Origin of the sequence: Streptomyces sp. ISL-94 (assembly GCF_018614075.1) — a bacterium.
In the GTDB taxonomy this organism is placed as follows: Bacteria; Actinomycetota; Actinomycetes; order Streptomycetales; family Streptomycetaceae; genus Streptomyces.
This window is the reverse complement of the sequence record NZ_JAGGOZ010000039.1, coordinates 67935-94081: the sequence shown is the minus strand read 5'-3', so window position 1 is coordinate 94081 and position 26147 is coordinate 67935. Positions and strand designations below refer to the sequence as shown.

At 70.5% G+C, this 26147-nt stretch carries 27 protein-coding genes and 2 pseudogenes; 14 read left to right on the top strand and 15 right to left on the bottom strand.

The features are described from left to right. Positions 1-45 precede the first annotated feature (45 nt). The 4 genes from griH to J7E94_RS15035 are packed head-to-tail and all read left to right on the top strand — an operon-like array spanning position 46 to position 4486. Positions 46-1152 (top strand): 3-amino-4-hydroxybenzoic acid synthase, encoded by a 1107-nt coding sequence (gene griH / locus J7E94_RS15050; RefSeq protein WP_215015764.1) that lies wholly within the window; start codon positions 46-48, stop codon positions 1150-1152. A gap of 8 nt (positions 1153-1160) precedes the next feature. Next, positions 1161-1937 carry an amidohydrolase family protein gene (locus tag J7E94_RS15045; protein ID WP_215015763.1) on the top strand — a complete coding sequence of 259 codons (777 nt, stop codon included), beginning with the start codon at positions 1161-1163 and terminating at the stop codon, positions 1935-1937. Further along, positions 1934-3247 carry an AMP-binding protein gene (locus tag J7E94_RS15040; RefSeq protein ID WP_308345068.1) on the top strand — a complete coding sequence of 438 codons (1314 nt, stop codon included), beginning with the start codon at positions 1934-1936 and terminating at the stop codon, positions 3245-3247. The genes J7E94_RS15045 and J7E94_RS15040 overlap by 4 nt, the downstream gene beginning before the upstream one ends. Before the next feature lie 24 nt (positions 3248-3271). Then, on the top strand, positions 3272-4486 hold the full coding sequence (locus tag J7E94_RS15035) for an FAD-dependent monooxygenase (protein ID WP_215015760.1): 1215 nt from the start codon (positions 3272-3274) through the stop codon (positions 4484-4486). 101 nt (positions 4487-4587) lie between these two features. On the opposite strand, the gene J7E94_RS15030 is transcribed toward J7E94_RS15035, so the two are convergent. From J7E94_RS15030 to J7E94_RS15010, 5 genes are all read right to left on the bottom strand, one after another. After that, on the bottom strand, positions 4588-5817 hold the full coding sequence (locus tag J7E94_RS15030; RefSeq protein WP_251056700.1) for an aspartate kinase: 1230 nt from the start codon (positions 5815-5817) through the stop codon (positions 4588-4590). Positions 5818-6017: 200 nt separating this feature from the next. Next, entirely contained in the window at positions 6018-6494 is a 477-nt protein-coding gene (locus J7E94_RS15025; RefSeq protein ID WP_215015758.1) for an iron chaperone, read from the bottom strand. A 46-nt stretch (positions 6495-6540) separates the two neighbouring features. After that, entirely contained in the window at positions 6541-7170 is a 630-nt protein-coding gene (locus J7E94_RS15020; protein WP_215015756.1) for a glyoxalase, read from the bottom strand. A gap of 117 nt (positions 7171-7287) precedes the next feature. Next, positions 7288-7701: a VOC family protein gene (locus J7E94_RS15015; protein ID WP_215015755.1), complete on the bottom strand. Its 414-nt coding sequence runs from the start codon at positions 7699-7701 to the stop codon at positions 7288-7290. Positions 7702-7784: 83 nt separating this feature from the next. After that, a complete protein-coding gene (locus tag J7E94_RS15010) occupies positions 7785-9062 on the bottom strand; it encodes a M6 family metalloprotease domain-containing protein (RefSeq protein ID WP_215015754.1) in 1278 nt (425 codons plus the stop codon). Positions 9063-9483: 421 nt separating this feature from the next. On the opposite strand from J7E94_RS15010, the gene J7E94_RS15005 reads away from it, so the two are divergent. From J7E94_RS15005 to J7E94_RS14995, 3 genes are all read left to right on the top strand, one after another. Continuing rightward, positions 9484-10245 (top strand): TetR/AcrR family transcriptional regulator, encoded by a 762-nt coding sequence (locus J7E94_RS15005; protein ID WP_374224443.1) that lies wholly within the window; start codon positions 9484-9486, stop codon positions 10243-10245. A 69-nt stretch (positions 10246-10314) separates the two neighbouring features. Next, positions 10315-11865, top strand: a complete 1551-nt coding sequence (locus tag J7E94_RS15000) for an MFS transporter (RefSeq protein WP_215015752.1) — start codon at positions 10315-10317, stop codon at positions 11863-11865. Between the two features lie 108 nt (positions 11866-11973). After that, positions 11974-12786 carry a dioxygenase gene (locus J7E94_RS14995; RefSeq protein WP_215015751.1) on the top strand — a complete coding sequence of 271 codons (813 nt, stop codon included), beginning with the start codon at positions 11974-11976 and terminating at the stop codon, positions 12784-12786. On the opposite strand, the gene J7E94_RS14990 is transcribed toward J7E94_RS14995, so the two are convergent. Both J7E94_RS14990 and J7E94_RS14985 read right to left on the bottom strand, forming a co-directional pair. Next, the gene (locus J7E94_RS14990) at positions 12783-13430 is read right to left on the bottom strand and encodes a Uma2 family endonuclease (RefSeq protein WP_215015750.1); all 648 of its coding nucleotides are present in this window, start codon (positions 13428-13430) and stop codon (positions 12783-12785) included. The two genes, J7E94_RS14995 and J7E94_RS14990, sit on opposite strands and share 4 nt — an antisense overlap. A gap of 103 nt (positions 13431-13533) precedes the next feature. After that, positions 13534-14064 (bottom strand): GNAT family N-acetyltransferase, encoded by a 531-nt coding sequence (locus J7E94_RS14985; protein WP_215015748.1) that lies wholly within the window; start codon positions 14062-14064, stop codon positions 13534-13536. Between the two features lie 195 nt (positions 14065-14259). Between J7E94_RS14985 and J7E94_RS14980 the strand changes: the two genes are divergently transcribed. After that, a complete protein-coding gene (locus J7E94_RS14980; RefSeq protein ID WP_215015746.1) occupies positions 14260-15237 on the top strand; it encodes an RNA polymerase sigma factor RpoD/SigA in 978 nt (325 codons plus the stop codon). 102 nt (positions 15238-15339) lie between these two features. On the opposite strand, the gene J7E94_RS14975 is transcribed toward J7E94_RS14980, so the two are convergent. Then, positions 15340-16278 (bottom strand): YafY family protein, encoded by a 939-nt coding sequence (locus J7E94_RS14975; protein ID WP_215015745.1) that lies wholly within the window; start codon positions 16276-16278, stop codon positions 15340-15342. 62 nt (positions 16279-16340) lie between these two features. On the opposite strand from J7E94_RS14975, the gene J7E94_RS14970 reads away from it, so the two are divergent. Beyond that, entirely contained in the window at positions 16341-17918 is a 1578-nt protein-coding gene (locus J7E94_RS14970) for an MFS transporter (RefSeq protein ID WP_215015744.1), read from the top strand. Positions 17919-18004: 86 nt separating this feature from the next. Continuing rightward, positions 18005-18442 (top strand): annotated as a pseudogene (locus tag J7E94_RS14965) (PfkB family carbohydrate kinase); the annotation flags it as partial. 67 nt (positions 18443-18509) lie between these two features. Here J7E94_RS14965 and J7E94_RS14960 read toward each other — a convergent pair. Beyond that, a complete protein-coding gene (locus J7E94_RS14960; RefSeq protein ID WP_215015743.1) occupies positions 18510-19280 on the bottom strand; it encodes a DUF6227 family protein in 771 nt (256 codons plus the stop codon). A 192-nt stretch (positions 19281-19472) separates the two neighbouring features. Between J7E94_RS14960 and J7E94_RS14955 the strand changes: the two genes are divergently transcribed. Further along, positions 19473-20114, top strand: a complete 642-nt coding sequence (locus J7E94_RS14955) for a vitamin K epoxide reductase family protein (protein ID WP_215015742.1) — start codon at positions 19473-19475, stop codon at positions 20112-20114. Between the two features lie 92 nt (positions 20115-20206). Here the strand turns inward: J7E94_RS14955 and J7E94_RS14950 are convergent, their stop codons facing one another. Then, positions 20207-20617 (bottom strand): rodlin, encoded by a 411-nt coding sequence (locus J7E94_RS14950; RefSeq protein ID WP_215015741.1) that lies wholly within the window; start codon positions 20615-20617, stop codon positions 20207-20209. Positions 20618-20885: 268 nt separating this feature from the next. Between J7E94_RS14950 and J7E94_RS14945 the strand changes: the two genes are divergently transcribed. Further along, on the top strand, positions 20886-21338 hold the full coding sequence (locus J7E94_RS14945; RefSeq protein ID WP_215015740.1) for a hypothetical protein: 453 nt from the start codon (positions 20886-20888) through the stop codon (positions 21336-21338). A 144-nt stretch (positions 21339-21482) separates the two neighbouring features. Further along, positions 21483-21722, top strand: coding sequence for a chaplin (locus tag J7E94_RS14940; protein WP_215015738.1), 240 nt, complete (start codon positions 21483-21485; stop codon positions 21720-21722). Between the two features lie 105 nt (positions 21723-21827). Here J7E94_RS14940 and J7E94_RS14935 read toward each other — a convergent pair whose 3' ends face one another. The 5 genes and pseudogenes from J7E94_RS14935 to J7E94_RS14915 form a co-directional block, all read right to left on the bottom strand. Then, positions 21828-22172: a hypothetical protein gene (locus J7E94_RS14935; protein WP_215015736.1), complete on the bottom strand. Its 345-nt coding sequence runs from the start codon at positions 22170-22172 to the stop codon at positions 21828-21830. Between the two features lie 188 nt (positions 22173-22360). After that, positions 22361-23488 carry a chaplin gene (locus J7E94_RS35405; protein WP_215015734.1) on the bottom strand — a complete coding sequence of 376 codons (1128 nt, stop codon included), beginning with the start codon at positions 23486-23488 and terminating at the stop codon, positions 22361-22363. 121 nt (positions 23489-23609) lie between these two features. Beyond that, positions 23610-23846: a chaplin gene (locus tag J7E94_RS14925; protein ID WP_215015733.1), complete on the bottom strand. Its 237-nt coding sequence runs from the start codon at positions 23844-23846 to the stop codon at positions 23610-23612. Positions 23847-24081: 235 nt separating this feature from the next. Next, positions 24082-24492 (bottom strand): rodlin, encoded by a 411-nt coding sequence (locus J7E94_RS14920; protein WP_215015732.1) that lies wholly within the window; start codon positions 24490-24492, stop codon positions 24082-24084. Positions 24493-24610: 118 nt separating this feature from the next. Continuing rightward, a pseudogene (locus J7E94_RS14915) lies at positions 24611-24846 on the bottom strand (chaplin). 184 nt (positions 24847-25030) lie between these two features. On the opposite strand from J7E94_RS14915, the gene J7E94_RS14910 reads away from it, so the two are divergent. Beyond that, the gene (locus J7E94_RS14910; protein ID WP_251056683.1) at positions 25031-26128 is read left to right on the top strand and encodes a DUF3344 domain-containing protein; all 1098 of its coding nucleotides are present in this window, start codon (positions 25031-25033) and stop codon (positions 26126-26128) included. Positions 26129-26147 lie beyond the last annotated feature (19 nt).

Genomic DNA, 26147 nt, shown 5'->3' with positions numbered 1-26147 from the left:
GACCTTTCGCCCCCATACCACTCACATCCATACAGGAGTACCGAAATGAAGATCAGCTGGCTGGACATCCGAGGTCTCGGCGAGGCCAAGGAGGCGATCCTTCAGGAGGCGCTGCACTACCGCCTCGAAGGCATTGTCGCGGACGACACGGCCGATCTGGCGGGCCTGCCGCCCACGATCACCAAGATCCTCTTCCCGCAGGGCAAGGACCTGCCGGAGGACTTCGGGGACGCGACGGTGGTCGTCGTCGAACCTGCCCGGCACGGTGTGACCCCGGCCGAACTGGCCATCAAGCACCCCGGGGTGGAGTTCGGCCGTTTCGTGGAGATCATCGACGCGCCGACCCTGGAGGACGCCTGCGAGTCGGCGCGCACCGAGCGGTGGAGCCTGCTGCTCTTCCGTGACCCCACCAAGATCCCGCTGGAGATCGTCATCGCCGCGGCGGCCGGCTCCACCGGCAGCATGGTCACCGTCGCCCACGACGTCGAGGAGGCCGAGATCATCTTCGGTGTCCTGGAACACGGCTCGGACGGCGTGATGATGGCGCCCAAGGCGGTCGGCGACGCGGCCAAGCTGAAGGCCGCGGCCCAGTCCGACGTGCCGGACCTCAACCTGACCGAGCTGGAGATCGTGGAGACCTCCCACATCGGCATGGGCGAGCGGGCCTGCGTGGACACCTGCACGTACCTCCGCGAGGACGAAGGCATCATGGTCGGCTCGCACTCCAAGGGCATGATCCTGTGTGTCAGCGAGACGCACCCGCTGCCCTACATGCCGACCCGCCCGTTCCGGGTGAACGCCGGCGCCATCCACTCGTACACGCTCTCCAAGGACGAGCGCACCAGCTACCTCAGCGAGCTCAAGTCGGGCAGCAAGGTGATGGCCGTCGACATCAAGGGCAGCACCCGGATGGTGACCGTCGGCCGGGTGAAGATCGAGTCCCGTCCGCTCATCTCCATCGACGCGGTCGCGCCGAACGGTCAGCGGGTCAACCTCATCCTCCAGGACGACTGGCACGTGCGGGTGCTCGGCCCCGGTGGCGTCGTGCTCAACAGCACCGAGCTCAAGCCCGGTGACAAGGTGCTCGGCTACCTGCCGACCGAGGACCGTCACGTCGGTTACCCGATCGACGAATTCTGCCTCGAGAAGTGAGTCCGCACATGTCGGTGGCGGAGGCCGCGCGGCCGGTGCTGGACTTCCATGTGCGGCTCGCCCCGGTGCCCCAGGCACCAGGGCGCCTGATCGCCACCATGGACGAGTGCGGTATCGGCCGTGCGGTGGTCTGCGCGGGCGGCACCATGCCGCTCGCGCAGCTCTCCCGCTTCCTGGTGGAGGGCGGGAGCATCGAATCCGACGCGGACAACGAGGCGGTCCTGCGGGCCTGCGCCGCGTCGGACGGCCGGTTGATCCCCTTCTTCTTCGCCAACCCGCACCGGGATCCGGAGCACTACCGCCGCGCGGCGGCGGACTTCCGCGGCATGGAGATCTCCCCGGCGGTGCACGGCATCGCGCTGGACGACCCGCGCACCGCCGGCCTCGTCGAGGTCGCCCGGGAGGTCGGGCACAGCGTCTACACCGTCTGCCTGGAACGCTCCGGCAGCCGGGTCGCCGACCTCGTGTCGCTCGCCACCCGCTATCCCGAGGTCACCTTCGTCCTTGGGCACGCGGGCATCGGGAACATCGACTTGTACGCGGTCGAGCTGATCGCCCCGCTGCGGAACGTGCTGCTGGAGACGTCGGGCGGCTACACCTGCGTGGCCCGCGCCGCCGTCGACCAACTCGGCGCGGACCGGGTGCTCTTCGGCTCCGAGGCTCCGCTGCAGCACCCCGAGGTGGAGCTGACCAAGCTCCGCCGGCTGGGGCTCGACGACGACGAATGGCAGAAGATCGCGTGGCGCAACGCTTGCCGTCTTCTCGGACTGGAGGAAACGCGGTGACGACGACCGTCAAGCTGCCCGGAATCGGCGACTGGTCCACGTACGGAGAACTGGCGGCGCTGCAGCAGGCGCTGCTGCCCGGGGTCCTCGAGCGTGCCGCCAAGTCGCCCTTCTACCAGGGCCGGCTGGGTACGGACGCGATGTCCGGCGACGCGGCTGACTTCGGCCGGCTGCCCACCACCACCAAGTCCGATCTCCGCGACAACTACCCGTTCGGCATGCTGGCGGTGGCCAAGAGCGAACTGGCGACGTATCACGAGTCCAGCGGCTCCACCGGTCAGCCCACACCCTCCTTCTACACCGAGGACGACTGGGTCGATCTCGCCGAACGCTTCGCCCGCAAGTGGGTCGGCATGGACGCGTCGGACACGCTGCTGGTCCGCACCCCCTACGCCATGCTGCTCACCGGGCATCTGGCGCATGCGGCGGGGCGGCTGAACGGCGCGACTGTCGTTCCCGGCGACAACCGCTCCCTCGCCATGCCGTATTCACGGGTGGTCAGGGCCCTGCACGACCTCGACGTGTCGCTGACCTGGTCGATGCCCACGGAATGCCTGCTGTGGGCAGCCGCGGCCAAGGCCGCGGGGCTCCGGCCCGACCGGGACTTCCCCGCACTGCGCGCGCTGTTTGTGGGCGGCGAGCCGCTGAGCCCGGCCCGGCGGGCCCGTATCAGCAGGCTGTGGGGCGTTCCGGTGGTAGAGGAGTACGGCTCCACCGAGACCGGAAGTCTGGCCGGCGAGTGCACGCACGGCCGCCTGCACCTGTGGGCCGACCGTGTCCTGTTCGAGGTCCGCGACCCGGACACCGGGGAGATCGGCCGGGAGGGCGTGGGGCAGCTGGTCGTCACACCACTCCACCGGGCGGCCATGCCGCTGCTGCGCTACAACCTGGAGGACTCGGTCGAGGTGTCGTACGACCCCTGTCCGTGCGGCTGGGTGCTGCCCACCGTCACCGTCCTCGGACGGGCCGTCTACGGGCACCGGATCGGTGACACCCTGATCACCCAGCACCGGCTGGAGGACCTCGTCTACAACCTCCCCTTCGAGTACGGAGTGCTGTTCTGGCGTGCGCAGACCGCCTCCGACCACCTGCGGGTCGAGATCGAGGTGGCGGCCGAGCACCGGACGGCGGCGTGCGCCGAACTGGCAGACACGGTGCGGCGGGAGCTGGGCGTCGAGTGCCGGGTCGAGGGGGTCGCTCCGGGCAGCCTGGTCCCGCAGGATGTGCTGACCGGCATGCCAGACGTCGTCAAACCCAGAAGTCTGTTCGGCCCGGACGAGGACTGGAACAAGGCCATCCTCTACTACTGAGACCGCCCGTCGAGAGTTGTAATCATGATCCAGAATCACACGCCTTCCGTGGGGAAGCGCGGCGGTGCCCGCATTGCGGTCGTGGGCGCCGGCATCGCCGGCCTCACCGTGGCACTGTCCCTCAGCCGTGCCGGCATCCGTTGCGAGGTCTTCGAACAGACGAAGAACCTGCGTGAGGTGGGGGCCGGTGTGCAGCTCGCACCCAACGCCACCCGCCTCCTGCACCGTCTGGGTCTCGCCCGGTCGCTGAGTCCGGTGGCGGTGCGCCCCTCCGCCGTGGAGATGCGCAGCTGGGACGACAGCCGGCTGCTCGGCCGCACCGAGCTCGGCGACGCCTGCGAAGAGCTCTACGGGGCGCCGTACTACACGGTGCACCGCGCCGATCTGCACCAGGCGCTGCTGTCGAGTATCGATGACAACATCCTCCACATCGGGCGCCGTTGTGTGGGCGTGGAGGAGCTGCCGGAGGGGGCGCGGCTCCGTTTCGAGGACGGCTCCACGTACGAGGCCGACGTGGTGATCGGCGCCGACGGCATCCACTCGGTCGTGCGCGACGCCCTCGCCATGGACGAACCCAGGTTCTCCGGGCAGTCCATCTACCGGGGACTGGTGCCGGGCGAACAGCTGCCGTTCCTCCTGGAGGATCCGAAGGTCCGGCTGTGGTTCGGGCCGGAACAGCACTGTGTGTGCTACCCGGTGAGCGCCGGAAGGTGGATCAGTGTCGGGGCCACGGCTCCGGCCGGTGACTGGTCGGTCGAGTCGTGGACGGCCGAAGGCCGCGTCGAGGACCTCGTGGAGACCTACCAAGGGTGGAACGAGGAGGTGCTCAGCGTCCTCAAGGCCCTCGGCTCCGTGGGCCGCTGGGCCCTGCACGACCGTGACCCGCTCACACGCTGGTCCACTCGCCGGATCGCGGTCGTCGGGGACGCGGCGCATCCCATGCTTCCCTTCCAGGCGCAGGGAGCCAACCAGGCGATCGAGGACGCCGTCGTGCTCACCGCCTGCCTGCGGGGCATCCGACCGGACGACATCCCCGCGGCGCTCGCCCGTTACGAGCAGGTGCGCCGACCTCGCACCGACGAGCTCCAGCGGCTGTCCCGGGCGAACTCCCGGACCTTTCACCTCTCCGACGGGGAAGGGCAGCGCGAACGCGACCTGGCCCTGGCCGGCACCCAGAACCTGCGCAAGCAGGACTGGCTGTACGGCTTCGACGCCGAGGCCGCACTCCTGGGGGAGTAGCGGCCGGACGGACGACGCGACGACGCCGCGGCCTGTGGGCCGCGGCGTCGTCGCGTCGTCCGGCGGAACACCGCCCGGTGCGTCCCCGTGTGACGCGGGCGTCACACGAGGACGTCCGCACCGAGACCGAACTCCGCGTGCAGCAGCCGCAGGGCCCGCACGTGTTCGTGCCTGGGCACGATCACCGAGACGCGCAGCTGGGAGCTGGATATCCAGCTGGTGCCGATCCCCGCCCCGGAGAGAACCGTCGTCAGGCGGGCCAGGTACTCCGGGCGGTTCAGCAGCCCCATGCCGATCAGCGACACCTTCGCGACCTCCGTGTCCACCGAGATGCCGCCGTCGAAGGGAGCCACAGCCGACTCGAGCGGCTCCTCGATCCGGGCGACGTCACTGTGGCGCACGGTGAAGCCCATCCGGAACTCGTCCTCCTGCAGACCGGAGCGGGCGACGAGATCAGCCGGCACCGCGTTTCCGGCGAGAAGGGCCAGGATCTCGGACGCCGGGTCGCTCCGGCCCTTGCAGTGCACGAGGATCCGCGCGACATCCGTGTCCGATGTGATGGCGGTGATCGCGCTTCCGGTCTCCAGCAGGCTCGTGTCGCCCCCACTCACCACGGTTCCCTCCCTGTCGACCAAGGAACTTCTGACGTGCAGTTCGACTCCCTTGGCCGCGGCCAACTCCGCTGACCTGGAGTGCAGGACCTTCGCTCCCGAGAAGGCCATCTCGACCATGACGTCCGCGGCCACGCGCGGGAGCTTCCGGGCCGATTCGACCAGCCGCGGGTCGGCGGTGTACACGCCGTCCACGTCCGTATAGATCTCGCAGCTCCCCGCATCGAGGGCCGCCGCGAGCGCGACGGCCGTGGTGTCGGATCCACCACGGCCCAGGGTGACCACGTCACCGGCATCGTTGAGCCCTTGGAAGCCGCCGACGACGACCACCAACTCCTCGTCGAGACAACGCCTCACGCGCCCCGTGTCGATCGAGTCGATCACACCCTCCCCGTGCCGGCCGACCACCCGGATGCCGGCCTGCGCCCCGGTGAGCGAGACGGCCGGCACGCCCAGCCGCTCCAGCGCCAGAGCGAGCAATGCGGCGGAGGCGTACTCGCCCGTCGCCAGCAGCTGGTCGATCTCCCGGGGCGCGCGCCGTGCCGCGTGCCGCCCGCCGACTTCCTCGACCAGCTCCAGCAGCTCGTCCGTGGTGTCCCCGCGGGCCGACACCACGACCACGGTGCGCCTCCCCGCGCGGTGGGTCGCCGCCACCCGCTCGGACACCCTGCGGAGTCTTTCCGTCTGGGAGAGCGAACTCCCCCCGTACTTCTGTACCAAGATGTCCAAGGCTGGCTCATCCCCCGCTCAGTAGCGTGCTCCGGTCAGTGGGGAGCCTGCCTTGTGCCGAGAGGGCGAGACATCACCCGTTCGCGGGATGGCGACGGGTGAGCGCGCCTGCCGGCCCGATCACGTGAACGCGCGACACGGCGGGCGGCCGAGAACGCGGAGGCGGTCGGCGGAGGTCGGGCGCGGCGCGCTCAGTTCGCGGCCTTCTTGAGGAGCTCGCCGATACGGGCTTCGCCGGCCGGGGTCAGGTGCGTCAGGGCGTACGAGGTCGGCCACATGGCGCCTTGGTCGAGGTTCGCCTGGTCGCTGAAGCCGAGCGTCGCGTAGCGCGTCTTGAACTTCTGCGCGCTCTGGAAGAAGCAGACGACCTTGCCGTTTCTGGCGTACGCGGGCATCCCGTACCAGAGCTTCGGCGCGAGGTCCGGCGCGCCGGCCTTGACGATGGCGTGGAGGCGTTCGGCGAGGACGCGGTCCGTTTCCGGCATCTCGGCGATCTTCGCGAGGACCTCGATCTCCGGGTCCGCCTTGGGAGCGCGCGCGCCCCGGCGCGAGGCCGCCTTGAGCTCCTGGGCGCGCTCCTTCATCGCGCCCCGCTCCTCTTCCGTGAACCCGTCGTACTTCTCGTCGGCCGGGCTGGTGCTCTTGGGGGCCGTCTGCGCGGACTGCATTGCGGTCTCCTCTTTCATCGTGCGGGGCGTGCGGTGCCGTGACGGGTCAGGGCGTGGGCGTGGCTGCCACCGGTGCGGCCTCCCAGGCGAAGCCGTCCGGGTCGGTGAAGGGACCGGAATCGGTGCCGAGCACGATCCGGTGGGATCCGGTGCCGTCGATCGGGAGGCCGAGGTCCTTGGCCAGGGCGTGGCGCGGGTACAGGGCCAGCTTCACGGCGCCCGCCTGCGCGGCGAACTCGACGTACTTGCGGCCGTAGCTCTTGGCCACGGCGAGGCCGCGGTCGACGTAGAACTGCTTGCTCGCCTTCATGTCCGCGGTGCCCAGCAGGAGCACGGTCTCGTCGATCTGCCGGGTGGCCGGGCCGCTGTCCTTCTTCGCCGACGACGCGACCTTCCAGACCGTCCCGTCCGGGGCCTGCACGACGCCGCCGTAGCCCCAGAAGGACTTCGAGGCCGGCTTCAGCGCCGTGGCGCCGGCGTCGAGGGCGGCGTCCATGAAGGCGCGGACGGTGGCCGGCTGGGACACGGTGAGCGCCAGCGTGAACCCGCGGAAGCCGGTCGTCGGCGCCTCCGAGGACCGCATTCGTACCTGAGCGCCCAGCCCGAAGGCGGTGTAGAAGCGGTCGGCGGCCGTGGGGTCGGCCACCTCGAGGGTGACGGATGCGAGGGGGTTCATGTCCCTCACGCTAGGCGCGGCGCGGCCCCCGGTGCTTCTCGATTCCTGACCGGTCCTGTCACCTGTTGCGTCAGACGGGACGGCATCGTCTCCGTCGCAGCCGTCGCGCGAGGTCGCTCAGGCGCGGAGCTCTTGGATGCGGATCAGGTTGCCCGCGGGATCGCGGAAGGCGCAGTCGCGCATGCCGTACGGCTGCGCGGTCGGCTCCTGGACGACCTCGGCGTCTGCGGCCCGCACCTTCTCGAAGGTGCGGTCGAGGTCGCGGGTGGCCAGCAGGATCCAGCCGTAGGTGCCCTTGGCCATCATTTCGAGGATGGTGCGGCGCTCGTCCTCGGTGATCCCGGGGTCGGCGGCCGGCGGCGCCAGGAGGATGGAGGTGCCGGGCTGGTCGACGGGGCCGACCGTGATCCAGCGCATCGCGCCCTGTCCGACGTCGCTGCGGACCTCGAAGCCGAGGGCGTCGCGGTAGAAGGCCAGCGAGGCGTCCGGGTCGACGTGCGGGAGGGCGGTCGTGCGAATGCTGATGTCCATGGCCGAAACGTTAACTCCCGCTCGGTGAAGGGCGCTTCGCCCATCCGGGTCGGCGGGCCGGTCCGGCGCGGTACCGACCGCGCCTACGGCCGGATGATGCGCACCTGGTAGCTGCCGTTGCGCAGTTCCCCCACCACCGAGATGCTGACGCCCGCCTTCTCGTCGGTGAACGTCTCGCCCGGCCGGAACGGCGCGTCCGACAGTTCCGCGTGCACATTGGGCCGCCGCGTGCAGCCGCCGCTCGCGCCCGCGCTGTCCGACACCGTCACCGGGCCGCGTCCGGTGTCCACGTCCGAGTCCACCTTGTAGATGAGGACGCCCGGCTTGCAGACGGCCTCGTCGTTCCCGGCCCGCGTCCGCACCTCCACCGCGTACCCGGTGCTTTCCGACAGCGGTACGAAGGCCAGCTTCGTCCCGCCCGCCACCGCCAGCGGCGACAGGGTGTGGTCGCTGGCGCCCGACTTCGACGCGCAGCTGATCTGCGCCCCGTCCAGCCAGCCCAGCTTCCACTTGTGCCAGCCCAGCAGGTCGTTGTTGGCGCCCCAGTCCTCGCTCATGATGTCCCAGTGTCCGACCGTGCCCCCGCCGTCGGCGGTGTACAGGTCGGGCAGGCCGAAGACGTGCCCGTTCTCGTGGGGGAGCACCCGGTAGCCGGTATCCCGGTAAGCGCCCGAGCCGTCGTCCTGGCGGCTGAAGACGAAGGACGTGTTCGCGAGCGGCACCCCGTCGGCCATCGGCGCCTCGCCGTTGCCCGAGAAGGTCACGGACAGGACCGTGTCGAGGGCGGACGGCCCGGCGTTCGGGGTCACCAGGATGTTGATCAGGTCGTACCGGCTGAAGTCCACCTCGGAATCGGCGGCCTTCGCGATGTGCTCGACGAGCTGCCGGTAGCCGGGCTCGTACGCGGCCCCGCGCTCGATCCCGTACGCCGCGAACGGCATGGGCATGCGCAGCCAGGTCCTTATCGGCGCCTCGGGCCGGTAGCTGAGCCGGCCGTAGGAGCTGGTGCGGAACCACTCGGAGGTCTTGGGGAAGAACTCCGCCAGCCGGTCGAGCGCCGTGCCCTCGCCCTTGGCGTCGGGGAAGTCGATCATCAGGTTCAGCGCCCGGACCTCGCCGGTCGAGTGGGAGTAGACGGCCGGCGTCGGCAAACCCTCGGACATCTGCACGCCCATCGTGCCGGCGATCCGGCACGGCGCGAGAACCGATTCGGCGGTCATGGCCACGGGCCCGGCCGCCGAGTGGGGGCGGCCGGGTATCCCCGTGCTCGCGGTCGCCGTGACGCCGAAGGCCAGCGCGGTCAGGCCGATGTACGCACTGGTGCGGCGTGATCTGCGTATCCGGTGGCGGGTCTGCGGCATGGAGATCGCCTTCGGGTGCGCGGCAGCCGGCCCTGCCCGGTCTGCGCTCTGTTCGATCACCCTCCGACGGCGGCGGCGCGCCCGCGCGCCGGGAGAGGCCGAACGTGGTTCCCGTCGTGACTCAGGTCACACGGGCGAGTGAAATATCCGGGGACCGGATCCCCGTTTGTACGTGAGTCCCACGAAGTGGGGACCGGCTCCCCGTTTGGGCGAGGCCGTACGCATCGACCAGCGCGTCAGCGCGCCAGGGAGGCCCGGAATGAAGCGCCCCAGCACCGCCGCCCCGGCGCCCCTGCCCGTCGCGGGCGCGACCGTGGACCTGGCACAGGCCGCGAGCTCGGCGCGCACCGGAAGCCTGGCGCGGACCGCGAAGGCGGCGCCGGCGGCAAGCGTGGCCCGGGCCGTGAAGGCGGCGCCGGCCGTGAAGGCGGCGCCGGCCGTGAAGGCGGCGCCGGCCGCGAGCCCGGCGCGCACGGCGAGCCCGGCGCGCACCGGAAGCCCGGCGGGGACCGCGAAGGCGGCGCCCGCCGCCGACCCGGCGCAGCCCGCCGACTCCAGGGCGCTCCCGCGTCCGCGCGCCGACGCCGTCCGCAACCGCGAGCGGATCCTGACGGCCGCCCGCGAGATGCTCGTCGAGTTCGGCTCCGGCGCCCCCTTCGACGAGATCGCCCGCCGCGCGGGCATCGGGAACGCCACCCTCTACCGGCACTTCCCCGACCGCCCCACCCTCGTCCGCGAGGTCGTCCTCTTCGTCATGGCGCGGGTCACCTCCTCGGCCGAGGCGGCCCTCGCCGAGGAGCCGGACGCCTTCGCCGCGCTGTGCCGCTTCACGCACACCGCCGCCGACGAGCGGATCGGCGCCCTCTGCCCCATGCTCGCCGACGACTTCGACCGCGACCACCCCGAACTCCTCGCCGCCCGCAACGCGTTGGGTGCGGCCATCGAGACCCTGCTGGCCGCCGGCCAGGACGCCGGCCTGATCCGCACGGACATCGGCGCCGGCGACCTGACGATCGCCATGTCCCAGCTCAGCCGCCCCCTCCCCGGCACCGCCTGCTTCGAGACCGACCGCTTCGCCCACCGCCATCTCCAGCTGTTCCTCGACGGGCTGAGGGCCCCGGCCCGCTCCGAACTGCCGGGTTCGGCCGCCACGCTGGACGATCTGAAGCAGAAGACCATGTGACGCCACCGAGCTTTCCGAACCGACCAGCAGTCCTTTTCAGTCATTCCGCACAGTGAAGTGGGTACCCCCATGCCGAAAACAGCCGCGACACCGCCGTCGGCTGCCGACCCCAGCCGCTGGAAGGCGCTCGTCTTCATAGCCCTGGCGCAGCTGATGGTCGTCCTCGACGCGACCATCGTGAACATCGCCCTCCCCTCCGCCCAGACCGACCTCGGCATCTCCGACGGCAACCGCCAGTGGGTCATCACCGCGTACGCGCTGGCCTTCGGCGGACTGCTCCTCTTCGGCGGCCGCATCGCCGACAAGTGGGGCCGTAAGAACGCCTTCGTCGTCGGCCTCGCCGGCTTCGCGCTGGCCTCCGCGCTCGGCGGCGCCGCCAACGGCGAGGCCATGATGCTGGGCGCCCGCGCCCTCCAAGGCGCCTTCGGCGCACTGCTCGCGCCGGCGGCCCTCTCGCTGCTCGCCGTCATGTTCACCGACGCCAAGGAGCGCGCCAAGGCCTTCGGCATCTACGGAGCGATCGCGGGCGGCGGCGGCGCCGTCGGTCTGATCCTCGGCGGCTTCCTCACCGAGTACCTCAACTGGCGCTGGACCTTCTTCGTCAACATCCCCTTCGCGATCATCGCGGCCGCGGGTGCCTGGCTGGTCATCCGCGAGCCCGCCGGCTCCCGCAACCGCGCGCCGCTCGACATCCCCGGCGTGGTCCTGTCCACGCTCGGTCTCGTCTCGCTGGTGTACGGCTTCACGCGCGCCGAGTCGGCCGGCTGGTCGGACGTCGTGACCATCCTGATGTTCGTCGCCGCGGCGGTCCTGCTGCTGGGCTTCGTGCTCACCGAGGCCCTGGTCAAGTCCCCGCTGCTGCCGCTGCGCGTCCTGCTGGAGCGCAACCGCGGCGGTGTCTACCTCTCGCTCGGCCTGGCAGTCATCGCCATGTTCGGCCTGTTCCTCTTCCTCACCTACTACCTCCAGGTCGTGAAGGGCTTCTCGCCCGTCAAGACCGGCTTCGCCTTCCTGCCGATGATCGCCGGCATGATCACGGGCTCCACCCAGATCGGCGCCCGCCTGATGACCCGGGTCGCGCCGCGCCTGCTGATGGGCCCGGGCTTCCTGCTCGCCGCCACCGGCATGCTGCTGCTGACCCAGCTCGAGGTCGGGTCCTCGTACCCGGCGCTGATCCTGCCGGCGCAGCTGCTGCTCGGCCTCGGCATGGGTACCGCGTTCATGCCGGCCATGTCCCTGGCCACGCACGGGGTGAACCCGGCCGACGCCGGGGTCGCCTCCGCCATGGTCAACACCTCGCAGCAGGTCGGCGGCGCCATCGGCACCGCGCTGCTGAACACCATCGCCGCCTCGGCGACCACCGCGTACCTGACCGACCACGCGGCCGACGCCGCCGGCGGCGGTGCGGCGGCCAAGCTGATCCAGGCGCAGGCCATGGTCGAGGGCTACTCCACCGCCATCTGGTGGGCGGTCGGCATCCTGGCTGCGAGCTCGACCATCGCGCTGACCCTGATCAACACCGGCCGTCCGGGCGCGGGCGGCCCGGTGGCCTCCGGTCCGGCCTCCGGCTCCGGTGCCGCCAAGGACGCCGAGGTCCAGATCCCGGTGATCGCCCACTGACCGGGGCGCCCGTACGGGAATGACTGAAGACCCCACTTGGTTCAAATTTGAACCAAGTGGGGTTAGTCTTTTCGTGCGGCCCTGCACCGACGACGGAGGAGCGCCCCCATGACCCCTGTACCCCCCACCTCACCGGGCGCGGCCCCGCAGGGGACCCGCATGCCGGCGCTCTACCTCAGCCACGGAGCCCCGCCGCTCGCGGACGACCCGGTCTGGCCGGGCGAACTGGCCGCCTGGTCCGCGACCCTTCCGCGGCCGACGGCGATCCTGATGGTCTCCGCCCACTGGGAGGAGGCCCCGCTCGCCCTCGGCGCCACCGAACGGGTCCCGCTCGTCTACGACTTCTGGGGTTTCCCCGAGCACTACTACGAGGTCCGCTACGAGGCCCCGGGCGCCCCGCGGCTCGCCGCCTCGGTCCGGGGGCTCCTCCAGGCCCCGGGCACCCCCGTCCAGGACATACCCGACCGGGGCCTCGACCACGGCGCGTACGTCCCCCTCGTCGAGATGTTCCCGGAGGCCGACGTACCGGTCCTCCAGATCTCCATGCCGACGCTGGACCCGCGCCGACTGATGGACATCGGCCGCAAGCTGGCCCCCCTGCGCGACGAGGGGGTTCTGATCGTCGGGAGCGGCTTCTTCACCCACAACCTCGCCGCCCTGCGGCACACGGGCGTACCCGCCTGGTCGGCGGAGTTCGACGCGTGGGGCCACGAGGCCCTGGCCGCCGGCGACCTGGACTCCCTGCTCGACTTCGAGGCCAAATCCCCGTCCGGCCGCCTGGCCCACCCCCGCACGGAACACTTCGCCCCGCTCTTCGTCACCCTGGGCGCCGCGGAAGCTTCCGGCGACCTCACCGCCCGCCGCGACACGGTGGACGGCTTCTGGATGGGCCTCTCGAAGCGCTCGCTCCAGTTCGGCTAGGCCTTGTCCCGCGGGGCCCCAGTGATTGATTTTGTGATCGCGAACCCTTTGGCCGGTCCTTCGGGGATGGTCACTTCGGTGCCGTAGGGCAGCCGCGCCTCAGACTCGTAGCGCGCCTTGTCGGGGGCGGGGTCGGACAGCACTCTGACGCTGCCCTGGCCGTCGTAGTCGTCGATGATCAGGTATACGGGGATCCCGGCCCTCGCGTACGCACGCCGTTTGCGGTCGCGGTCCCGGTCGAGGCTCTCCTTGCCGGGTGACACCACCTCGGCGATCAGCTCCACGCCGGAGGCGTCGATCCCGAGGCCATCCTCGATGATGTGTTCTTCGGCATCCTCCAGGGCGATGAACACATCCGGGATCCACACCTTGCGTCTATGGATGACATTGACGTCCTGGTATGCGGCGAACTCGCTGCCGTCCAGGAATCTGTCGAGGGCGCGGCGCAGCCGGTTCGAGATCTGGCCGTGTGAGTAGCGACCCGTGGGTGACACCTCGATGAACCCCTCGACGATCTCGGCGTGGTAGCCCTCGGGGAGTTCCATGGCCTTCCATGCCTGCCACAGGACGTCGTCAAGGTCCGACGGGGGAGTCGCGACCTTCGGCATTACGGCCTCCAGCGTCTCGTGGGCGAGAGCGGTCATGTGCAGCACCTCCTCTGAGTGTGGGCGTCGCCGACCGGGCGGCACAAGCGACTCTCCGACGCTACGGAGGGGTTGTCCCGTGCCACAGGAATATGCCCGAGCCTCACCCGGACGGGTGGGGGCCCAGGGGCTTCTCGTACCAGCCCACGTCCCAGTACCGGTCGAATTTCCAGCCCGCCTCCGTGAAATCCCCGATCCGGCGGAAGCCGAATCGTTCGTGCAGGCGGATCGAGGCCTCGTTCGGGAGGGCTATCCCGGCGAAGGCCCGGTGGACCGGCTCCTTGGCCAGGGCCGCGAAGAGGGCGCCGTAAAGCGCGGTCCCGATGCCCCGGCCCACCGCGTGCGGGGCGAGGTAGACGCTCGTCTCCACGGACGACGCATAGGCCGGTTTCGGACGGAATCGACTGCTTGTCGCGTAGCCGGCGATTCGCCGGCTGCTCCAGGCAACCAGAAGGCGGTGAGGGCCGTCCTCCGAGTAGGAATGCAGCCACGGGCGGCGCTGTTCCGGAGTGAACACGGCGGTGTCGAACGTGACGGCGGTCTCACGGACGTAGTGGTTGTACACATCGGTGAGGGTCGGCAGATCGGCCTCCGTCCCGGGCCTGACCTGCAGCTCTTCGGGCTCTGGCGACATCGTGCCCCCTCTCGTGGCGGGGCAGGATACTGCAAGATCTCGGAAAACAGGGAGCGGCGTGGGAATTCTGTCCCGATTCCAGTCGTTGTTTCCTTCGGATGCGGGCACTCGGGAGAGTGTCCGGGGACGCCCCACCGCACCACCGGTGGCGTCCTGCAGCCGCACCGCGACCGAACTCATCGCAAGGGAGCACGCATGGCAACCCGCGCCGTCGCCCGTCGTCAGTCCGCGAGCAGCGCTCGCGCCGGGGGCGGGGAGATCGCAGACCGCGACCTGGTCGGCATGTACCTGGACGAGATCGCGCGCACCCCGCTGCTCGACGCGGCCAAGGAAGTGGAGCTCTCCCAGATCATCGAGGCGGGCGTCTACGCCCAGCAGATCCTCGACGGGGTGACCGAGCCGTCCGCGAAGACCCCCTCGCGCGAGGAGCTGGAGGCGCTGGCCGCCGAAGGCGAGCGCGCCAAGGAAATCTTCATCCGTTCCAACCTCCGCCTCGTGGTGGCCGTCGCCCGCCGCTACCCGCGCAGCGGACTGCCGCTCCTGGACCTGATCCAGGAGGGCAACGCCGGCTTGGTCCGCGCGGTCGAGAAGTTCGACTACACCAAGGGCTTCAAGTTCTCCACGTACGCGACGTGGTGGATCCGCCAGGCGATCACCCGCTCCATCGCGGACCAGTCCCGCACCATCCGCCTCCCCGTCCACCTGGTCGAGGAGCTCGGCCGGATCCGCCGCATCCAGCGCGAGTTCAACCGCGAGAACGGCCGCGACCCGGAGCACGCGGAGATCGCCGCCGAGCTGGACACCACGGAGAAGCGGGTGGGTGACGTACTGGACTGGGCGCGCGACCCGGTCAGCCTCAACATGTCGGTGGACGACGAAGGCGACACGCAGTTCGGCGACCTGCTGGAGGACACCTCGGCGATCTCGCCGGAGCAGTCCGTCCTCTCCCTCCTGCGCAGCGAGGAGCTCGAGGACCTGCTCGGGAAGCTCGACCAGCGCACCGCGTCGATCATCAAGATGCGGTACGGCATCGAGGACGGCCGTGAGCGGACCTTGACGGAGGTCGGCAAGCAGCACGGTCTGACCCGGGAGCGGATCCGCCAGATCGAGAAGCACGCGCTGCTGGAGCTGAAGCGGATGGCGCGGGACACGGGCTTCGACGCCGTGGCCTAGCGCGGCCGCCCCCCAGACGAGCCCCGGTGCCTACCCCCCCCCAGGCGCCGGGGCTCCCCCCTGCCCGGCCCCCGCCCCGGGGCGGGGGCCCCAGAGGCCGGGTCAGGCCGCGGTCAGGCGGGCGCCGAGTTCGCGGGCGGCCGCGGCGAGGGCGGGTGGGGCGTGGACCGTGAACGGCAGGCCCGACAGGGCAAGGCGGGCCGCCAGCCACTCCGGGGCGTCTCCGCTGTCGAAGCGGACCAGGGTCCGCGCGTCCCCGCCCGGCAGCGCCATGGACCGCAGCCACTCCGGCAGCGCCCCCGGCTCCGCCGCGAAGCTCACCTCCACCGCGTACGTCTCCCCGCCCCGCAGCCCCCTCCGTACGAACGCGACCGGATCCATCGGCAGCTCCCGCGGAGCGAACCGCGCCCCCGTGGCGAACGCCTCGGCCACCCGGTCCACCCGGAAGGTCCGCCAGTCCTCCCGCTCCAGGTCGAAGGCCACCAGGTACCACCGGCTCCCCGTGCTCACCAGCCGGTACGGCTCCACCAGCCGCCGCGACCGCACCCCGTCCCGCGCCCGGTACGCGAACCGCAGCCGCTCCGGCCCCGCCACCGCCGACGCCATCGTCGTCAGCGTGTGCGGATCCACGGTCGCCCCGTCGCCCCGCGTCAGCGCACTCGTGGCCGACTGCAGCGCGCTCACCCGGTGCCGCAGCCGCGACGGAAGGACCTGCTCCAGCTTGGCCAGGGCCCGTACGGAGGCCTCCTCGACCCCCTCGATCGCATGCCCGGCACCCGCCCGCAGCCCCACCGCGATCGCCACCGCCTCCTCGTCGTCCAGCAGCAGAGGCGGCATCGCCGCGCCCGCCACCAGCCGGTATCCGCCCTCCGAGCCCAGCGTGGACTCCACCGGATACCCGAGGTCCCGCAGCCGTTCGATGTCCCGCCGGATGGTCCGCGAGCTCACCCGCAGCCGCTCCGCCAGCTCGCTGCCGGGCCATTCGCGCGGGGTCTGGAGCAGGGACAGCAGCGAGAGGAGCCGTGCCGGAGTGTCGGTCATGCCACCAGGTTGCCAGCGAAGTAGGACACCTGTTGACCTACTTCCCGTCTAGGTTTCTCTCCATGACCACCGAGACGTCCAAGAAATCGCCCGAAAGAGAGAACGGGCCCGTACGAGAAGAAGAGCGGACAGACGCAGACACACCGAGCCCGCAAGCGCCGGCGGCGACGCCGGCCGACCGGCGCCGCTGGCTGGCGCTCGCCATCGTGATGACCGCGGCCTTCATGGACCTGGTCGACGTCACGATCGTCAACATAGCGATACCCAGCATGCGCCAGAACTTCGGTGCCTCCACCAGCGCCATCCAGTGGATCACCGCCGGCTACGCCCTCGCCTTCGCCGCGGGCCTCATCACCGGCGGCCGTCTCGGTGACATCTTCGGCCGCAAGCGCCTCTTCCTCATCGGCATCGCGGGCTTCACCGCCGCCTCGCTGCTCTGCGGCATCGCGGCCAACCCCTCCATGCTCGTCGCCTCCCGCATCCTCCAGGGCGCCATGGCGGCCATGATGGTCCCGCAGGTGCTGGCGATCATCCACGTCACCTTCCCGCCGCACGAGCGCGGCAAGGTCTTCGGCATGTTCGGCGCGATCGTGGGCCTCGGCGCCGTCTCGGGCCCGATGCTCGGCGCGCTGCTCACCGAATGGGACCTCTTCGGCCTCGAATGGCGCCCGATCTTCCTGATCAACCTGCCCGTCGGCATCGCCGGCGTGCTCCTGGGCCGCAAGTTCATCACCGAGTCCAAGGCCCCCCAAGCCCTGCGCCTCGACCTGGTCGGCGTCGTGCTCGCCACCGTCGGCCTGGTCATGCTGATCTTCCCGCTCACCCACGGCCGGGAGAACGACTGGCCGCTGTGGGGCTTCCTGTCCATGGGGGCTGTGCCGTTCGTCTTCGCCGGCTTCATCGCGTACGAGAAGTACAAGATCAAGAAGGACGGCTCCCCGCTCGTCGAGCTCTCCCTCTTCAAGGTCAAGAGCTTCGCCGGCGGTATCGCCGTCCAGCTGACCTTCGGCATCGCGACCGGCATCTTCTTCCTGGTCTGGACGCTGTACATGCAGATGGGCCTCGGCTGGAGCGCCCTGCGCGCCGGCACCACCGGCATCCCCTTCTCCCTGGCCGTCTCGGCCGCGGCGGGCCTGTCCGTCCAGAAGCTCGTCCCGCGCTTCGGCCGCAAGGTGCTCCAGGCGGGTGCGCTGACCATGGCCGCGGGCCTGCTCCTCTACATCTGGGAGTCCGACCACTACGGTATGGAGATCGCCTCCTGGCAGATGGCGGCCCCGCTGATCGTCATGGGCATCGGCATGGGCCTGATCGTCGCCCCGCTCACCGACACCGTGCTGTCCCAGGTGCCGCGCGAGCACGCCGGATCGGCCTCCGGCCTGATCAACACCACGGGGCAGATGGGCAACGCGCTCGGCCTCGGTCTGACCTCCGTCGTCTTCTTCGGCCTGATCGACGACGACATGGTCCTCGGTCCGCCGTACGTCGACGCCTTCCGCGGCGCACTGTGGTGGGTCGTGGCCGTCCTGGTCGTGATCTTCGCGGTGATGTTCATGCTGCCGCGCAAGTCCATCCCGGTCGAGCAGCGCGAGGGCGGCACCGAGCACGCCGGCCCTGCCGCCGAAAAGGTCCCGGTGGCCTGAGGTCCGTCGGTCCACGGCACGGACATGCCCGCTCCTGTGGGCGGGCATGTCCGGTTCCCTTTGTTTTGGCCCTATTTCTCGCGTACGTCATCAAGCCGAACGCACAGGAGCTCGCCGAAGCGGTCGGCCGGCCGCCGGCCACCTTCGGCGACGCCGTCAAGGCGGCCGAAGAGCTGCGCTCCCTGGGCGCGGGCGCCGCGCTGGCCTCCCTCGGCGGGGACGGTCAGCTCCTCGCCTCCGCGGAGGGCACCTACTACGGCACGGCACCCGTCTCCCCGGACCGGGTCCGCAGCAACGTCGGCGCGGGCGACGCCGCCCTGGCCGGCTTCCTGATAGCGGGAGGCACCGGCCCCGACGCCCTCGCCTCGGCCCTGGCCCACGGCGCGGCCGCGGTCCAGCTTCCCGGCAGCGCCATGCCGACCCCCTCGGACCTGCGCGCCGGCGCGGTCCGCACCACTCGGGACCTGCGCCTGGACCTCCCGGTCTCCGCCATGCCGAGGACGACGGGCGCCACCGCTGTCTGACCGCGGGCCGGCAGCCTCACCGCACGGGGAGCCTCACCGCACCGGCGGCGTCACCTGACCGGCGGCGTCACCGGACCCGCGCGCGGGCCTCCATGGCTTCGCGCGCGGCCTCCTCGCTCTCGTAGACCTCGCACATGTGCCGCCCGTCCGGCGTCGCCGTGTGCTCGACCTCCCACAGGCTGACCTCGCTCCCGTCCAGCAGGACGAAGGCGTGCTCGTACAGACTGAAACCGGCGTCCCGCCCGTCCGACAGGCACTGCCGCGGGCCGAACGCCTGCGTGATCTGGTGGCCGTACGCCGACCGCAGCAGCGCCGCCACCGGCTCGCCGGGCCGGTCCGCGTTCTCCGCGCGCCGCAGCAGCCGCCGGGCGTGGTCGGCGGACTGCCCCACCGCGTACTCCCGGTGGCGCCGCACCGACGCCGAGGCCGCGAAGAACGCGCTCAATGCCGACACGTCGTGGTCCTCCTCGCCGTCACCGGGCAGCAGCGCCGGGTCCAGGGCGGCCTCGGCCGGGACCTCCCCGAACAGCCGGGACACGGCCATGCAGACTTCCGCCTTGCTCGCGAAGATCTCGTGGCGGACCGTCCGGTCGCCCTCCTGCCGGTACGCCAGCTCCCACAGCGACACCGAACCGCCGTCGGCCAGCAGGTAGGTGTGCCGGCGGGTCTCCCGCCAGACCCCGAGCGCCGGGCTCTGGTGGGCGGTGTAGAGCGAAGAGCTGTGGGCGAGCGCCGTGCCGAGGCGCTCGACCAACCGGTCCGGCAGGTCGAAGGAGTTCAGGGCGCAGCCGAGGAGTCGGTCGAGGTGCGCCTCGGTTGTCTCGTACGGATCGCTCAAGGTGGGTCTCCAGGCCGTCGCAGCTTGTCACTTCGCGGAAGCTCAACGTAGCCCCTGGCTCTGACATCACGTCCGGGGTTCGGTAAAACGTCCGGGAAGTGTCAGGGGTTCCCGCCACCCCTTCAGGTCAACTTGCATATGGATGGGCATGGTTGGGCCCGCTCTGTGGGGGAGCGCGGGACTATGGGCCGCATGGCAACGAATACAGTGGGCGTTCCCCGCCAACAGGAGCGGCCCCGCAGTCGACACGAGGGCGAACAGGAAGCGGCGCCGCGGGGGTTGGCCTGGCTCCTGGCCCTCACCGGGGCGGCCGGGGTGCTGGCCTCCTGGGTGATCACCCTGGACAAGTTCCTCCTGCTGGAGGACCCGGACTTCAAGCCCGCCTGCAGTCTCAACCCGGTCGTCTCCTGCGGCAGCGTGATGCAGAGCGAGCAGGCGGCGGCCTTCGGCTTCCCCAACCCCCTGCTGGGGCTGGTCGCGTACGCCGTCGTGGTGTGCGTCGGCGCGGGCCTGCTGGCCGGAGCCCGCTACCGCGGCTGGTTCTGGCTGGGACTGAACGCCGGCACCGTCTTCGGCGTCGGATTCTGCAGCTGGCTGATGGTCCAGTCGCTCTACGGGATCAACGCGCTCTGCCTGTGGTGCTGCCTGGCCTGGGTGGCCACCCTGCTGATGTTCTGGGCGGTCACCGCGCACAACGTCCGTACGGGCGTCCTGCCCGCCCCCGGTCCGGTACGGGGCTTCTTCACCGAGTTCGGCTGGGCCCCGCCCGCCCTGCACATCGGGGTGATCGGCATGCTGGTCCTGACCCGGTGGTGGGACTTCTGGACCGGCTGACGGCACTGACCGACGGCGCGGCGCGTGCGGGGGCCCCGGCAGCTGGATGCTGCCGGGGCCCTCGTCACCTCGCTCCCCGCGGGGGCGGAACGTCAGCTGCCGGCCGACAGGTTGCCCGAGAGGATCGGGATGTTGCTGAGGATGTGCGAGAGCGTCTCGTCACCCTTGGCCTGGGTGGAGTTCTCGGTGCACTGCTGGTTCTGCGGGTTGGACGCGATCGGGATGTCCTGGACGCCGATGTTGAGCAGGCCGACCACGGACTGCACGTTGGCCTTGGCGGGCAGGCCGATGCAGGGCTTGTTCAGCGTGCCCTGGACCAGGCTGAGCTGCGGGCTCATGTCGCCGTTGGTCTTCTGGTTGCCGTAGATCTGCTGGGAACCGTTGCCGTTGACGGTGGTGACGCCGTTGTCGTTCCCGATGGCCATGGCCGGAGCCGCAGCAGTAGCGCCCGCACCGACCGCAACGGCGGAGACTGCGGCGGCGGTCATGAACTTCTTGAACATCTTGATCCTTTTGTCGCACGAGTGCCCGCCAATGGAGCGCCCTGGTCAACTGCCGGATCGGAGGGTTGGTTCCGCTGCTTCACTCAAACGGCCTGTGGGGCACGAGGATTTCCACGGCCGGGTGAGCGGCCTCCGGAAACCTGCGCGAAGGGCCGTACGCAGCCCGCCAGGGCTCAAGATCGTGTTGCGCTCCGTCAAAGGTGTTCGCACGGTGAGTAAGGAGCGGACCGCTCGGGTCCGCTGTGTGTCCCCACGCAAAGGAACCCCCATGCACCGCACGAAGCCGTCTCGCGCCCGCCTCCTTGTCCCCTCGGCGCTCGCCGTCGCCATACTGACCGGCGCGGCGGCCCCCGCGAGCGCCCTCGACGACGGATCCCGTGCGGCGCCCGCCAAGGCGGCCGCGGCCGCCGGCCCAGTCGACGACCTCATCAAGAGCATCCTCGACCAGATCAAGGCGCTGCTTCCGCCGGGCATCAGCCTGCCGCCCATCAACATCCCGGAGATCAAGCTCCCCGAGATCAAGCTGCCGGAGATCCCCGGGGTGGACCTCCCGGAGATCCCCGGTGTGGAGATCCCGAAGCTGCCGCCGCTCGTACCGCCCACGCTGCCCGATCCGGCCGCGCCGGTGGAACTGGTGCCGGAGATCCCCGAGATCCCGGACTTCGAGATTCCGGACTTCGAGATCCCCGGCCTCCCGGAAGCGAAGAGCGGCTCTTCGTAACGGCATTGGGTGGTACCGGGGTTACGGCGATTGAGCTGAACAGGTCTGATCGCGGACCAACCCGTGTCGCCGGGGAAGCTGGACCGTTTCGCTGGATGTGAGCCCCGCATCGGGGCAGAACATCGAACAGAAGGTGCACTTCCCATGAACTCTGCCAAGAAGGCCGCCCTGGTCCTGGCCACCGCCGGTCTCGCCGCGGCCGGTGCCGCCGGCTCCGCCGTCGCCGACGCGACGGCCAAGGGCGCGGCCGTGGGTTCCCCCGGTGTCCTCTCCGGCAACCTGATCCAGGTCCCGATCCACATCCCGATCAACGTGTGCGGCAACTCGGTCAACGTCGTCGGCCTGCTGAACCCGGCGTTCGGCAACGTCTGCATCAACGACTGACGTCGGCTGCACACCCGACTGTGGGCGCCCCGGCCTCGCCGGTGGCGCCCACAGTTTTTGCTGTCCCGGTGCCCCTTCGCGCGGCGCGCGGGAGGGGCTCAGCCGTCAGGCGCCGCCGTTGAGGTGCACGCCGCCGAGCATCGGGGAGGCCTGGGTGACGCCGTTGGCGAGGCTGAGCACCTCGCCCGGGACGTCGTTGCGGACCTTGTTGAGCTTCTGGACGGTGCCCACGACCTTGTTGACGCCCTCGCCCTGCTCGGCCAGCCCGGCGCCCACGGTCTGCGGGAGCTGGTCGGTGATCGGAACCATGGAGTCCAGGGTCTGCGTCACCCCGCCGGTCAGGCTCATGGGCGGCATCGGGGGCTGGGCCTCGGCCGCGAAGGCGGGAGCCGAGGCACCGAGGGCGGCGACGGATCCGGCGACGACAGCGGCGACCTTCGTGAGCTTCATTATCGAAATCCTCTTCTTTTCGTGGACAGAGGCGTCAGCGGCGACCGTCGCGCCGCTTTCGCCCTGGTTAACGATTCCCCTTCGCTACGGAAACGCGCTCGCGCGGTGGGGAACGGCGGCATGACAGCGGCCGGAGAATCCGACAAGGGATTCTCCGGCCGATATTTCTTCTGATTACCGGTAACCGGTCAGGCGATACGCGACCGCCGGTACAGAATCGCGCCGCCCAGGATCAGGGCCGAGGCGAGGACCGCCGCGGCCGCCGACTGTCCCGCACCGGTCTCGGCCAGCATGGGCCCGGTCACGTGCGCCGGCGCGGGGGCCTGCGGCTGCTGCGCCGGGACGGGCGCGGGAGCCGGGGCCGGCGCCGGAGCGGGGAGGCGCGCCGGGGGCAGGTGGATCGGGACGTCACCGGCGGGAGCCGCCGGGGGCTGGTCGGCCGGGGCGGGCGCCGGGTGTTCCACGGGCCGGCTGCCGTGCGGCGGCCGGGGCGCGGGAGCGTCGTCCCCGACGGGGGCGGGAGCCTCCGGCGCGGGCGACGGGGCCGGCAGCGTTACGGGTGCCTCCTCGACCGGGGCGGGGGCGGGCTGCTCCTCCAGAGGCGGCGCGGGTGCCTCCTCGACGGGGGCCGGGGCCGGGGCGGGCAGCGGGGCCGGGCGGGGCTCCGGCTGCGGGTGGGGCCGCTCCGGCGCCGGGGGCGCGTGCTGGGCCGGCGGGGGCGGCGCCGACCCGGGGTGGTCGTCGCACTCCTCCTCGCCCTGTTCTCCGCCCTGCTCCCCGCCCGGACCGCCGTAGCCGTCCTGGTGGTCTCCGCCGCCCTGGTGCCGCGGCTCCTCCTGCGGCTCCTCCCGGGGCTGTTCCCGGGACTGCTCGGGGGACTGCTCGTCGGGGTGTTCCTCACCGGGGCCGCCGTAGCCGCCCTGGTGGGGCGGTTCCTCCTGGCGCTGCTCCGGCACCGAGTGGCGGCCGTCGCGCTCTTCCAGGTAGCGCTCGAAGGCCTGGGCGTTCTCGGGGCTGAGGTAGCGCCCGTAGTCGTAGCCGTCGTCGGTGTGCGAACCGGTCGAATTGACGCACGTGTTCCCCATCGCGGGGTTGAGCGCCGCACCGCCGTCCACACTGTTGCCGCACACGTTCGGGGCGAAGGTGACCGGTACCGAGACGCTGTTGCCGGCCAGTACGCCCGGCGAATGCGAGGCTTCGGCCGTCGCTCCTGAGTGTGCGTAGGCCGCGCCGGTCGCGATCGAGAGCAGGCTCGACGCGGCCGCCGCCGTGAGCATCCCCTTGCCCAGTACCTGTCGGCTCAGTACCTGTCGCATGGGTCCTTCCCTGTCTGCCGGCACGGACGCCGGTGCTGAATCGAAGGTGGCCCCGGAGTGCACCGCCGTGCACTCCGAGGCCACCCCGAGGAGGTCTGCCCTTGCGGGCACAAGCGCTGGGTCAGTCGTTGATGCAGACGTTGCCGAACGCGGGGTTCAGCACCCCGACGAGGATGTTCACGGTGTTGCCGCAGACGTTCACGGGCACGTGCACCGGGACCTGGATGAGGTTGCCGGAGAGGACACCCGGGGAACCCACGGCCGCGCCCTCGGCAACCGCGTCGGCCATGGCGGGGGAGGCGGCACCCGCGGCCATCAGAGCGCCGGCGGCCAGCACCACTGCCTTGTTGTACTTCATTTGAATTCAATCCTTCCCGCAGGGGCGTATCCACTGCAGAAATAACAACGAGCGGCCCGGCAAAAAGAAACCGCGCATTTCGGCGGCCGGCCGGTAATTCACCCCAACGCCCTGAGCAAATTCGGGGTGCCCGGCGGATTTGTCCCGCTATTCGAAGGGCCGCAGCCGGTCTTTACATGCGGCGAGGCCGCCGCGACCCGGAGGTGCGGCGGCCTCGCCGGCGCGGGCCTTCGGATCAGCTGCCCTGGGACACGTTGCCGGAGAGGACCGGGATGTTGTCGAGGATGTGCGAGAGAGCCTCGTCGCCCTTGGCCTGGGTGGAGTTCTCGGTGCACTGCTGGTTCTGGGGGTTCGACAGGATCGGGACGTCCTGGACACCGATGTTGAGCAGGCCGACCACGGACTGCACGTTGGCCTTGGCGGGCAGGGCGATGCAGGGCTTGTTGAAGGAGCCCTGGATCAGCGCCATCTGCGGGCTCATGTTGCCGTAGGTGGACTGGTTGCCGTAGATCTGCGAGGCGCCGTTGCCGTTCACGGTCGTGATGCCTTCGTCGTTCCCGATGGCCATCGCCTGCGGCGCCATGGCGGCACCCATGCCCACGACCGAGGTCGCAACCGCTGCCGTGGCCATCAACTTCTTGATCATTGTCGTCCCTTTTTTGCAAGATTGCCCGGTACTGCTGCACCCGTCTCAACGTCCCGCCACCGGTTGGGGTTGCGTGACTTCACTCGGATGCCGCCGTTTCGGACGGCGTGGTTGACGCTCAGGCGTTCACGCAGGTGTTGCCGAACGCGGGGTTCAGCACGCCGATGAGGATGTTCACGGTGTTGCCGCACACGTTCACCGGGATGTCGACGGGAACCTGGACCAGGTTGCCGCTCAGGACGCCGGGGGACCCGGCCGCAACGCCGTCGCGCCGCCGTCCGCGGAGGCGAGGCCCGCGCCGCCCATCAGCATGGCGGCGCCTGCGACGGCCAGGGTGGTGCTGCGGAGCAGCATCTTCTCCATCTCCGTTTTTCCTTTCGGTTCGAACAAGCGGTGCACCTCATAACGACCCGCCCGCTTCCGGGGTGCGCGCTATCGCCCAAAAGGCCGTACAGGCGAGTCCGACGTGATTTCCAGCCTGATTTCTGACAAAGTTCACTCCTGTTTTGTCCCCTTGATCGAAAATGGTGACAGGGTCATGGGTTCCTCCCGCAGAATCCTCGGCACGCTCGGTCTGCTGTCCTGCCTCGCACTTTCCGGGAACGTTCCCGCGGCGGTCGCCGCGCCACCGGCTCCCAAAGAATTTCCCCGCCTTCCGTTCACGCAGCGCTACCAGGCCATGCAGCACGGCGGGCTGGTGCGCGCCTCCAACTCCGGCATCAGCTGCCGCCGGGAGGAGTCCCCGGAGGCGGAGCCGTGCGCCGCCGTCAAAAGGGGTGCGGCCGGGGTGAACGGCGACTTCGAGATGTTCTACAGCGAGGTCGACGATGACCCGGACACCTACAACTCCACCCGGGCCGAACTCAAGGTCCCGCAGGGCGCGAAGGTCTCGTACGCCCGGCTCTACTGGGGCGGGAATCTGCGGGTGGGCGAGCAGAAGCCGCCCGAGGACAACGGCCGGGTGCTGGTCGCCGAGCCGGGCGGCGCGTACCAGGAGGTCGCCGCCGACACGGTGATGGGCCACCGCTCGGACGCGGGCAGCGATGCCTATCAGGCCTCGGCCGACGTGACCCCGCTGGTGCGCAAGGGCGGCGCCGGGATGTGGACGGTGGCCCAGCTGAACATCGCCATGGGCCACTCCGAGGTGGGGGCCTGGGGCGGCTGGACGCTGGTCGTCGCCTACGAGCACCCGCAGGAGCCGGTGCGCCGGATCTCGCTGTGGGACGGCTTCGAGCGGCTCGCCGGCCGCCCGGGCACCGGTGACGGGCTGGTCGAGCTCGACGGCCTGGACGCCCCGGCCGGGTCCGCGGGGCGGGTCGGGGTGGTCGCCTACGACGGCGACCGGGGCACCCTCGGTGACTCACTCACCGTGACGGCCGACAGTGGCCGCCGGGTCAGCCTCAGTGATGCTGAAAATCCTTTCAATGATGTCATGAATTCCACGATCACGGAATTCGGTCATCAAGCGTCCGTACGGCAACCCGATTATATGAACAATCTCGGATATGACGCTGACGTGTTCGATCTGAGTCCCGCCCTGTCCGACGGCGCCCGCAGTCTGAGTTTCAGGTTCACGGGTGAAGGCCAGGGCCATTTCCTCGGTGTGTTCTTCGTTCAGACAGACGCGCGCCGCTGAAAGCAGGAGACCACTGCTC